11 protein-coding genes are annotated in these 10,991 nt (G+C 72.8%); 3 read left to right on the top strand and 8 right to left on the bottom strand.

Annotation, left to right across the window (positions count from 1 at the left end):
* Positions 1-131: 131 nt before the first annotated feature.
* Positions 132-926 (bottom strand): HAD family hydrolase, encoded by a 795-nt coding sequence (locus tag VGX25_RS05535; protein WP_326916505.1) that lies wholly within the window; start codon positions 924-926, stop codon positions 132-134.
* Positions 927-1,385: 459 nt separating this feature from the next.
* Here VGX25_RS05535 and VGX25_RS05530 point away from each other — a divergent pair, with 459 nt between their 5' ends.
* The 3 genes from VGX25_RS05530 (at position 1,386) to VGX25_RS05520 (ending at position 3,777) form a co-directional block, all read left to right on the top strand.
* Positions 1,386-1,940: a CHRD domain-containing protein gene (locus VGX25_RS05530; protein WP_326916504.1), complete on the top strand. Its 555-nt coding sequence runs from the start codon at positions 1,386-1,388 to the stop codon at positions 1,938-1,940.
* Positions 1,941-2,013: 73 nt separating this feature from the next.
* Positions 2,014-2,781 carry a methyltransferase gene (locus tag VGX25_RS05525; RefSeq protein WP_326916503.1) on the top strand — a complete coding sequence of 256 codons (768 nt, stop codon included), beginning with the start codon at positions 2,014-2,016 and terminating at the stop codon, positions 2,779-2,781.
* 24 nt (positions 2,782-2,805) lie between these two features.
* On the top strand, positions 2,806-3,777 hold the full coding sequence (locus VGX25_RS05520; protein WP_326916502.1) for a dienelactone hydrolase family protein: 972 nt from the start codon (positions 2,806-2,808) through the stop codon (positions 3,775-3,777).
* 33 nt (positions 3,778-3,810) lie between these two features.
* Here the strand turns inward: VGX25_RS05520 and VGX25_RS05515 are convergent, their stop codons facing one another.
* The 7 genes from VGX25_RS05515 to VGX25_RS05485 form a co-directional block, all read right to left on the bottom strand.
* Complete coding sequence (locus VGX25_RS05515) at positions 3,811-4,008, bottom strand: hypothetical protein (protein WP_326916501.1); 198 nt, start codon at positions 4,006-4,008, stop codon at positions 3,811-3,813.
* Between the two features lie 56 nt (positions 4,009-4,064).
* Entirely contained in the window at positions 4,065-4,202 is a 138-nt protein-coding gene (locus VGX25_RS05510) for a hypothetical protein (RefSeq protein WP_326916500.1), read from the bottom strand.
* Positions 4,203-4,357: 155 nt separating this feature from the next.
* Positions 4,358-5,521, bottom strand: a complete 1,164-nt coding sequence (locus VGX25_RS05505; protein WP_326916499.1) for a VWA domain-containing protein — start codon at positions 5,519-5,521, stop codon at positions 4,358-4,360.
* Positions 5,514-7,706, bottom strand: a complete 2,193-nt coding sequence (locus tag VGX25_RS05500) for a DUF5682 family protein (RefSeq protein ID WP_326916498.1) — start codon at positions 7,704-7,706, stop codon at positions 5,514-5,516. The genes VGX25_RS05505 and VGX25_RS05500 overlap by 8 nt, the downstream gene beginning before the upstream one ends.
* Positions 7,703-8,788, bottom strand: coding sequence for an AAA family ATPase (locus VGX25_RS05495; protein WP_326916497.1), 1,086 nt, complete (start codon positions 8,786-8,788; stop codon positions 7,703-7,705). The genes VGX25_RS05500 and VGX25_RS05495 overlap by 4 nt, the downstream gene beginning before the upstream one ends.
* Positions 8,785-10,125, bottom strand: coding sequence for a DUF5691 domain-containing protein (locus VGX25_RS05490; protein WP_326916496.1), 1,341 nt, complete (start codon positions 10,123-10,125; stop codon positions 8,785-8,787). Before VGX25_RS05490 ends, VGX25_RS05495 begins: the two co-directional genes overlap by 4 nt.
* The coding region (locus VGX25_RS05485) for an SWIM zinc finger family protein (RefSeq protein WP_326916495.1) at positions 10,122-10,991 on the bottom strand (870 nt) is incomplete at its 5' end. The genes VGX25_RS05485 and VGX25_RS05490, both read right to left, overlap by 4 nt.

Raw genomic sequence — 10,991 nt, 5'->3', positions numbered from 1 at the left:
GGCAGCAGCCCATGACTTGAGCCCTCAAAGATACGGGCTCGACCCACTACTTTTCGTTGCGCGCCAACGGTTGCATAACCCCGGCGCATAACCCGGCCGTGACGTTCAGGGCTCGGGCGAGCCGGAAGCCCTCACTGGTACCAGCGCTCCAGGAGCGCCGCGAGGCCGTCATCCTCGATCGAGCCGGTGACCTCGCGGGCGGCCGCCTTGACGAAGTCCGGCGCCTGCCCCATCGCCACGCCGTATCCCGCCCACCGCAACATCTCCAGGTCGTTGTCGCCGTCCCCGACGGCGAGCGTGGCGTCGGCCGGGATGTCCAACTCGAGCCGGAGCGCCTCGAGTGCCGCCCCCTTCGAGATGCCGGCGGACACCGCAACCAGCCAGGGATCCACCGGCGCGATCATGCAGGTCACACCCGGCAGGCCGACGGCGCCCATCCTGGCGGCCAGCTCCGCGCCGGTATGCCCGGCCCAGTAGACGGTCAGCCTGGTGATCGGCTCGGCGACCAGGGTCCGGTGATCCACCACGCGGTCGATCGCGGTCTCCGACAACGGCAGCTGACCGGTGACCAGGTTCTCCGCGCCGGGCTGCTCGATGGCGTACACCGCGCCGGGCAGCAGCCGGCGGAGCCGGTCGACCACGGGGCGGGCGTCGAACCGGTGCAGCGCGAGGAACGCACCGCTGGCGACGTCCATCCGCACGGCGCCGTTGGAGCACAGGACGTTGCCCGCGGTGATCCCGAGCGCGGTCAGCACGGGCCGGGTGGTGATCACCGGCCGCCCGGTCGCCAGCACCACCTGCGCGCCGCCGGCCAGGGCCTTGCGGACCGCGGCCACGACCCGGGGACTCACCGACGCGAAGCCGTTCATGATCGTCCCGTCGATGTCCAGCGCGATCAACCGCGGCGGTCCCCACAGGCTGCTCATGCCCGCATGTTCCCGGCCAGCCCCCGGTTCCGGCAATGTTCTCTAGCTCGGGCTGTGCTTGTTAGCTCGGGCAAGGCCGCCGGGCGCCTCGGTATTTGATAGCTCGGGCAAGGCCGCCGGTCGCCTTCGGCGAGCGGCCGGGGGTTGGGTTGGCGGGGTGGTTGCGGGCCGGGGTGGGTGGTTGGGTGGCGTGGGTGGTTGGCTGACGACGCCTGCGGGCAGGGGCTCGTTCCTCACCCCTGCCCTTGTCGTCGTGCGGCGGCCGCCCTCGCCAAAGATCGGTCGACCTCGGCGCACTTCAAGGATGCTCCGCTCTGGTTGCCGACCTCGGCGCACTTCTAAGGATGCCCGCTCTGGTTGCCGGCCCTGAACCGATCCCCCAAGGGATTCCCGTTGAACCGTGACGGTGCCGGACGCGTTTAGGTGGATTGGCATCGTCCATGTAAGGAGGCAGCACTGATGACGAGACGCAAGCGTCTACTCGCGGCAGCGGCGGTGGTGGGTGCGGCGCTAGCGGTCAGCGTGGCCGGTAGCGCGGTGACGACCGCCGACGAGAGCTCGCGCGGTGCACAGATCTTCTTCCGGGAGCAGCTTTCGCCCTACGCCGAGACCCCCCTTGCCCTCTCGACGGCGGCGTCCGGCCAGTTCCGGATGCAGATCGACGACCGGGCGCAGGAGATCACCTGGCGGCTCAGCTACGCGGACCTGTCGGCGCCGGTCACGCAGGCGCACATCCACTTCGGCAGCCCGGCTCAGACCGGTGGGATCAGCGTCTTCCTCTGCACGAACCAGGGCAACGGTCCGGCCGGCACGCAGACCTGCCCGGAGGCACCGGCGACGATCACCGGGACCATCCGGCCGGCCGACATCATCGGCCCGACCGGGCAGGGCATCGCGGCGGGTGAGTTCGGCGAGCTGGTCGCGGCGGCCAGGGCCGGGTTCACGTACGTCAACGTGCACTGCACGCTGTTCCCGGCCGGCGAGATAAGGGCTCAGCTGGGACACCAGCACTGAGCCGAACAGCTTCCGGCGCATAGCCTGGATGCGGGCTCGACGTGGACACCGGCGAACGCCATAGTGATCAAGCATGAGCTGGAGTGATCTCGTCGATACCAAATCCCTGACTGAGCTCGAGCGCCTGTCCCTGCTCGAAGAGATCTCCGATCCGTTCAGCATCCGCAACCTCGACCGGTTGGGCGTGCGGCCGGGGTGGAGATGTTTGGAGGTGGGAGCCGGGGCCGGCTCGATCGCCAGAAGGCTTGGCGAGCTGACCGGCCCCGGCAACGTCGTCGCGACCGACCTGAGCACGAAGTTCCTCGATCCGCTCGCCGATCTCGGGATCGAGGTGCTCCTGCAGGACGTGACGACCGACGACCCGCCGGGCGAGTTCGACCTCATCCACACTCGCTACGTTCTGGATCACCTTCCGGACCGGGACGACGTGCTCAAGCGGATGGCGTCGTGGCTACGGCCGGGCGGCTGGCTGCTCGTCGAGGCGGGCACCACCGCGCCGGAGCTGTCGTCGAATCCGGTGGTCCGGCGGGCCACCGAGGCGCTGAACGCGGTCATGTCCCAGTCGGTCGGCACGCACACGACCTGGGCGCGGTCGCTGCCGCTGCCGCTGGAGGCCGCCGGACTGTCCGACTGCCGGGCCGAGGGGTACATCCTGCCCGCACAGGGTGGCTCATCGATGGCCCGATGGTTCAGCGCAACCTACAAGTTGATCGAGGAGCGGGCCCTCGACTCCGGCCTGATCACCCGGGCGGAGCTCGACGCGGCCTACGCGACGCTCGACTCGCCGTCCTTTGTGGACTACACGTGGCTCGTGGTTGCCGGCTGGGGTCGGCGGGTCTGAGCGTCTTCCCTGTGAAGGAGCCAGATGAACGAGTTCGCACGCTACGTCGTCGAGGAGCACATCGAGGATTACAACGACGGCCTGATCAACCGGCGCGAGCTGCTGCGCCGGGTCACCCTGATCACCGGCAGCGCCACCGCGACGGTGGCCCTGCTCTCCGCTATGGGCTGCAGCACCGAGCCGACCAGCAACGCGCCCGCACCCGTGCCGACCTCCCGGGAGACCAGCTCCCAGCAGGACTTCGCCACGCCGCCCGCGCAGCCGGTCCCGGACGGGATGACCGTGCGGGAGGACGACCCGCGGATCACGGTGGCGGCGCTGGAGGTCAAGGGCGCCGACGGGGCGCCGCTGATCAGCTACCACGCCCGCCCGGCCGGCAGCTCACCCGCCGGCGGCATCGTGGTCATCCACGAGAACCGCGGCCTCACCCCGCACATCAAGGACGTGGTCCGGCGGGTCGCCACCGCCGGCTTCGCCGCCGTGTCGGTCGACCTGCTGTCCCGTGACGGGGGCGCCGAGAAGCTGACCGACTCCGCGGCCTACTCGGCCGCGCTGAGCAAGCGCCCGGTGGCCGACATGGTCTCCGACGTCCGCCAGGCCCTCGACGCCCTGTCCGCCGCCACCGGCGTCGGCGACCGGCGCGGGGTGGTCGGCTTCTGCTTCGGCGGCGGCATGACCTTCAACACCCTCGCCGCCGGGGTGCCGGTCAAGGCGGCGGTTCCGTTCTACGGTCCGGCCCCGCAGAACACGGCCGGCCTTGCCGCCACGAAGGCCGCGGTGTCCGTCGTGTACGCCGAGAACGACGCCCGGATCACCGGCAGCCGGGACACCGTGGAAAACGCGCTCAAGCAGACCGGCCAGCCCTACAAGGTCACCGTGTACCCCGGCGTCGACCACGCCTTCCACAACGACACCGGTCAGCGGTACAACGCCGCCCAGGCCGAGGCCGCCTGGATCGCCACCATCGAATGGTTCCGCGAGCACCTCGCCAGGTGACGGGTCGGGTGGCAACGCGCCCGCGGCCGGCGGTCAGTACCGGTCTCCGCCGATGAGATCCCGCTCGAGCCGGTCCGCGGTGAACGTCACGAGTTGGAGCGGGCGCTCGAACTCCGCGACGTTCATATCGTCCAACGGCATCGAGCTGCGCACATGGACGTGGTCCCCGACGATCACCGCTCCACCGCACACCATGTCACCGAGCAGCTCGAGCAGCCGCTGGAGGCTCACATTGCCCACGTTGGCGCACGGCGACTCGATCTGTACCCACTCCTCCGCGCCGTCCATCAGATTTTGGCGCCACAGAAATACCATCTGGGATCGACCGTTACCGAGGTCGAAACCAGCTTGACTCCACCCGGTTGCTCGTCCGCGATCTTGTAGTTCTGCCGCACGTAGTCGACAAGTCCGGCCCACTTCGCCATCACGGCTCCTTTGTCGCTGGGCAGTCCGTGATTGACGAGTCGACGGATGAACCTCCCGCGCTACCGGCAACACCCGAACCGCGACCCGCTCGTGGGGAGAAAACCCGGGGTCCTGTCCGGTTGGTTTCCTGCCGCGGTGAAAATTGGTTTGCGCCTCATTGCGCCGGCCGGGTGGCGGCCCAATGGCTCAGGTCCTCGCGTTTGATCGCGGCGGCCATAAGGTCGGGGAACAGGTCCGGAGTGCAGGCGAAGGCGGGGATGCCCAGCTCGTGCAGCACCGCGGCGTTCTCGTGGTCGTAGGCGGGCGTGCCGGAGTCGGCAAGGGCCAGCAGCACGACAATCTGTACACCGGAGTCGGCAAGGGCGTGGGCGCGGCGCAGCATCTGGTCGCGGGCGCCGCCCTCGAACAGGTCGGTGATCAGGATGAGCAGGGTGTCGGCGGGGCGGGTGACAAGACCCTGGCAGTAGGCGAGGGCGCGGTTGATGTCCGTGCCGCCGCCGAGCTGCGTGCCGAACAGCACGTCGAGCGGGTCGTCGAGCAGCTCGGTCAGGTCGACCACCTCGGTGTCGAACACCACCAGCGAGGTGCGCAGGGACCGCATCGAGGCCAGCACGGTGGCGAACAGGCCCGCGTACACGACCGACTCGGCCATCGAGCCGGACTGGTCGACGGCCAGGATCACGTCGCGGTGCACGGTCTGCGCGCGCCGGCCGTATCCGATCAGCCGGTCCGGGATCACGGTGCCCAGCGTGGGCGAGTAGTGCTTGAGGTTGGCACGGATCGTGCGGATCCAGTCGATGTCGGGGGGCCGCGGGCGGTTGGTCCTGGTCGCGCGGTCCAGCGCGCCGCGCACGGCCGACCGGGTGCGCTCGGCCAGCCGCCGCTCCAGCTGGGCGACCACCCGGCCGACCACCTCGCGCGCGGTCTGCTTGGTGTGCTCGGGAATCACGTCGCCCAGCGTGAGCAGCGTGCCGACCAGGTGCACGTCCGGTTCCACGGCCGACAGCAGCTCCGGCTCGAGCAGCAGCCGGGTGAGGCCCAGCCGCTCGACCGCGTCGCGCTGCATGACCTGGACGACGCTGCTCGGGAAGTACCGCCGGATGTCGCCGAGCCAGCGGGCCACCCGCGGCGCGGAGCCGCCGAGCCCACCGGCCCGGCGGCCGGGCTCGCCCTCCTCGTCGACCTCGGGGCTGTCGTAGAGCGCCGCGAGCGCGGCGTCCACCCCACGGTCCTCTTTGGACAGCGAGGTCTCGGTGCCGTCGTCGGCGCCGCCGAGCACCAGCCGCCACCGCCGCAACCGCTCGCGGTCCTCATCCACCGGAGCCCACCCCCAGGAGTTGGGCGACCACGGGCAGGGCCGCCTCGGCGCGCTTGACGTCGACACTGTCGACCGAAGAGCCTTGTGCTCCACTCTGGACAGTCAGCTCCCTGGCCCGTTCGCCGATGGCCCGGCGTTCGGGCGTGGCGAAGGAGCCAAATGTGCGCCGCAGCAACGGAAGCACCTCGGTGAAGGTGGCGGCGGGCACCGCGGCCAACCACTCGTCCATCACCCGCAGCAGCCGCTCGTCATGCACAAGCAGGAGCGCGCCGCCTGCGAAGAACCCCTCGATGTAGGCCGCCCCGCGGGCCGGCTCGACTCCCGGGGTCAGCGCCCGGCCCAGCCGCGCCGCCACCTCCCCGGCGTCCATTCGCGACGCGTCGGCCAGGATCCGGGTCATCCGCCCGGCCAGCAGCGGCGCAAGACCCTCGCGGGCGACCATGCCGGACAGCGCGTCCAGCCAACGGGAATGGGCGTCCGGTCCGAGCAGCGCGCTGGCCTCGTGCACGGCATCGACGTGCTGGCACAGCTCCACGGCCGCCTCCTCGTCAAGGCCGCGCGCGGCCGCCGGCAGGCCGGCGTAGATCCTGGCCAGCATCCGCTCGGCGACCGCGCGCAGCGACGCGGTATCCGTGCCGCGCACGTCGCCGTAGCGCGCCGCCCTCGCCAGCGCGGGCAGCGCCGCCATCAGCGACGCGACGTCGACGTCCCGCGCCGACCGGGTGTCCAATGCGGACAGCACATCGGGCAGCGCGTCCAGCAACCCGGCCAGCAGGCACTGCTCCACCGCCGCCGTGGTCTCGGCGAGCACCGTGGCCGCAAGCGCCCGCGTGCGGATCACCGCGTTCGCCGCCGCCCGCACGGTCGTGCCGTGCGCGCTGGCCGCGACCAGGTCGACCTCGAACTCCGGCTGCCAGCACAGCGTCCACGTCTCCCGGAACGTGCCCATGTTGCGCCGGGCCGACGTCGACGGCGTGCCCCACGGAATGTCCAGCACCCGCAACCGGTGCAGCAGCTGGGACCGCTCCGCCCCGGACGGGTTGCGCAGGTCGAGGTCGAGCTCGCGCTCCTCGGGGTCGCGCCGCAACCGCAGCCGGCGCGCCTGCGCGTGCAGGTCGGCGGCGACCGGGGCCTGCGGGGTCCGGTCCGGCATCGCGCCCATCCGCTCGCCGACCACGAGCCGGCGGGTGACCAGGTCGAGCAGGACGTCGTTGCCGCCGCACAGCACCGACCGGGTCGCCTCGGTGACCTCGGCCAGCCCGGCCAGCGGCCGGTCGCGCAGCGCGGCAAGCGTGTCGGCGAGCCGGACCGCCTCGATGACGTGCGCGCTGGACACCGGCAGGTCCTCGGCCCGCAGCACCCGCGCCACCTCGGTGAGCCAGCGCGTGGTCACCCGGTCGGTCGCGCTGAACAGGTGGTGGTACCACCCCGGCGAGGTGACCCCGGCGCCGTACCCGCTTGCCGCGGCCAGCCGGCTGTGCGTCCACGGCACCCAGGTGCACGCCACCTTCCGCTTCGGCAGTCCTTTGAGGACCCGCTGGTCGTGCGCGGCCGGCGGCAGCGGATCGGTCAGCGCCGGCACGTGCCACGCCCCGCACACCACCGCGATCCGCTCGAACCCGTCCCGCCGGGCCTTGCGCAGCGTGGTCCGCATGTACGCCTCGCGCTGCTGCTCCCGGATACCCTTGGCCGCCTCGGGTAGCTCGTCCCGCAGGGCCCGCATCGCCTCGGCGATCACCGAGAACGGCGCCGCACCGTCCCGGCGATGCTCGATCACGTCGTCCCACCAGCGCTCGGGATCGTCGTACCCGCCGGCCTCCGCCAGCTTCGCCAGCGGATCGGCGGTCAGACTCGAACGACCGCCCCCCGACGCGGCAAACTGGTGCGCCACAGGCAGGTCGCAGAACCGCACCGGAACCCCGGCATCCAGCGCGTACCGCAACGCCTGCCACTCCGGGCTGAACACCGCGAACGGCCAGAACGCCGCCCGCGTCGCGTCGTCGACGGCATACGCCAGCAGCGCGACCGGCGGCTCCATGCCCGGATCACCGGCCAGCTCCACCAACTTGTCGGCCTCCGGCGGCCCCTCGATCAGCACGACGTCGGGCTCGGTCTCCCGCAGCGCCGCGGCCACCGCCCGAGCCGACCCCGGGCCGTGGTGCCGAATCCCGAGCAGCTCCGTCATCCGGTGATCTCCCGGCAGGCCCGGTAGAAGTCCGCCCAGCCGTCGCGCTCGCGGACGACGGTCTCCAGGTACTCCGTCCACACGACCCGGTCGGACGACGGATCCCGCACCACCGCGCCGAGAATGCCGGCGGCCACGTCGTGCGGGCGGAGCACGCCGTCGCCGAAGTGCGCGGCCAGCGCGAGACCCCCGGTGACCACGCTGATCGCCTCCGCGGTGGACAGCGTGCCGGACGGGGACTTCAGCGCGGTCCGGCCGTCCTCAGTGCGCCCGGACCGCAGCTCCCGGAACACCGAGACCACCCGCCGGATCTCGGCCAGCCCGGCGTCCGGCTCGGGCAGCTCCAGCGTGGCGCCCAACTGTCCCACGCGCCGCGCGACGATCTCCACCTCCTCCTCGGCCGAGTCGGGCAGCGGCAGCACCACGGTGTTGAACCGGCGCCGCAGCGCGCTGGACAGCTCGTTGATCCCCTTGTCCCGGTCGTTGGCCGTGGCGATCACGTTGAACCCCTTGCGCGCCTGCACCTCCGTGCCGAGCTCGGGGATCGGCAGGGTCTTCTCGGAAAGGATCGTGATCAGCGCGTCCTGCACGTCGGCCGGCATCCTGGTCAGCTCCTCGATCCTGGCCAGCTTGCCGTCCTCCATCGCATGCAGCACCGGGCTGGCCACCAGCGCCCGCTCCGACGGCCCCTCGGCGATCAGCCGGGCGTAGTTCCAGCCGTACCGGATGGACTCCTCGGCGGTGCCCGCCGTCCCCTGCACAAGCAGCGTGGAGTCCCCGCTGATCGCCGCCGCCAGGTGCTCCGACACCCAGGTCTTGGCCGTCCCCGGCACGCCGAGCAGCAGCAGGGCCCGATCCGTCGCCAGCGTGGCCACCGCGACCTCGATCAGCCGCCGCGACCCCACGTACTTCGGGCTGATCTCGGTCCCGTCGGCCAGCCGCCCACCCATCAGGTACAGCACCACCGCCCACGGCGACAGCCGCCAGGACGGCGGCCGCGGCCGGTCGTCCTGCGCCGCCAGCGCGGCCAGCTCGTCCACATCGGACTGCTCGACGTGCGGTCGGAGAACGGCCTGCGTCATGTCAGCTCCTCGTACATCTCCCGGCGAAAGATCAAGGTGTCGGCCAGCCGCCTGCGCCACGCGGCGCCGTCGGGGTCCAGCGGCCGGTCGACCAGCGGGTGGCCAAGGCATTCCGGCGGGACGGCGAGCGCGGCGATCTCGGCAAGGTGCGCCGTGGCCCGCCGGTCCCGGGCGCCGGCCAGCCGGTCGAGCACCCGGTTTCCGATCTCCACCGGCCACGGCCGCGGCAGGGCGCGCAACACGTGGTCGGTGGCCACCTTCGTGTCCACATCCAGCAGCGCCAGCACCCAGTCCGCGGCGCCCTCGCGCACGGCCGCCGCGGCCCACCCCAGGTGCAGCAGCCGCGCGTCGCACCCCTCGACGGGCAGGCGAACCAGCTCGCCCGGCCGGGCCGGCCACACCGACAGCGGCGCCGCCGCGACGAGCTGACCCAACCACCACGCCCTGGCCCCCACTCCCGCCGGTGGCCCGGCGGTCACCCCGTCGCGGCGCATGCCCTCGTCGCACTCGGCAGGCAGCCGCACCACGAGGGCGCCCCGCCGCACGGAGACCAGCGGCCGCAGCCGCTCCGCCATCCGTTGCGACAGCGCCGAACCCGGCAGCGCGGCGAGCAGCTCGGCGGCCAGCCGGCGCACGTCGCGGGCCCGGTCGTCCAGCGCCCGCTCGAGAAACTCCTCGTCTTCAGTGGACAGACCGGCGCGCAGCACCTCGAGTAGCCGCACCCGCACGGGCGCCGACTCCACCGCCCACGCCTCCTCGAGCGCGGCCATCGCCGCCGCCCGGTCGGCCGACCGGGTCGCCGCCAACCAGTGCAGCCGCTGGGTCACCGTCCCGTACTTCCACACCTCGGGATCGTCGACAACGGCCTGCTCGGCCAGGAACTCCCAGTCCGGCCGAAGCGCCGCCAGCCACGGCCCGCGCGGCCCGGCCGCCGCGGCCACAGGCGCCCGCCACTCCGCCCTGGCCACGGCCGCGTCGGCGAGCGCGGGCAACCGTTCCGGCGGCACCCGCAGGCCCCGCGCGGACACCGCCGCCAACCACTCCGGCACCAGGGCGACCTGCTCGCCGGACAGCAGCAACGCCAGCCGCCGCCGCGCCGCCGGCCCCACCAACTCACGATCATCCACCGGCGCCGGGGAAAGCGCGGTCGCCTCGCGCACCGGCAGCCGCCCGGCCCTGCGGTACGCGGCCAGCAACGCCGCCGCGGACAGCAGGGCCCGCTCCGGCTCGCGGTCGTCCACCAGCCGCCGCACCGGCTCCGGCAGCGCCGCGGTGTCGACCTCCCGCCGGGCCGTCCCCAGCAGCGCGACGCTGACCAGCTCCGTCCACTCCCTCACAACCGCACCGGCCGCTCTCCGTCCCAACAGGACAGTGGAAGCAGCCCCGCCCGCGACCACTCCCCCGCCACCGGCACCGGGCCGCCGCCCGACACCGCCAGCAACGGCCACGGATCCGCGCCCGCCCGCAGCGGCAGCGCGTCACCGTCGGTGTCCACAAGGCACCACCCACCGTCCACAGTGGCCGGTGCGACCGAGCCGAGCAGCATCGGCCACCGCTCCAGCCACGGGTCGGCCGCCAGCGCCTCCGCGTACCCGGCAAGCGCCGCGTCCACCGGATCGCCGGCGGGACGGCCCGCGGCGACCGCCTCCTCGCGCTCCGCCACCACCGCGCGCAGCGGTTGCGCGGCCGGGTAGAACGCCAGCTCCCCCGGCACCGCGAACCCGGGCACCAGTGAGGTGTCCAGCTGCCGCCCCGGCGCGGCGAACGACAGCACCAGCGCCGGCCGCCCGGTCTCCAGCCCACGCAGCCACACCCGCCGGGTGGTCAGCCACTCGTCCACCTGGTCCACAAGGCCGAGCACCAGCCAGCGATCGGCCACCCGCTCTCCGGCCGCCACCACGTCGGCGACCTCGGTCGTGTACCCCAGCCGGGTCCGCACGGTGGCCGCCAGCCCGGCCGGCAGCTCGTCGAGCCTGGCGTGCGCCGACACCAGCAGGTGCAGCTGGGCGAGCTCCTCGAGCACCCGGCCCGGCCAGTCCCGCCCGCGCCCGGCGACGTCCCCGGCCCGGCGCAACCCGGACGCCAGCCCCGGCGCCTGCGCGTCGACCATCCGCGCGGCCGGCTGGTCGAAGAAGTCCCAGGACTCGCGCTGCGCGTCGGCGAGGCCGCGCCGGACGAGGTCGGCCAGCCAGCGCCGCAGCTC

Source organism: Actinophytocola sp. (assembly GCF_035942955.1).
GTDB lineage: Bacteria > Actinomycetota > Actinomycetes > Mycobacteriales > Pseudonocardiaceae > DASYTH01.
Note: the sequence above shows the minus strand (reverse complement) of the source record. Positions and strands in the feature narration are given on the sequence as shown.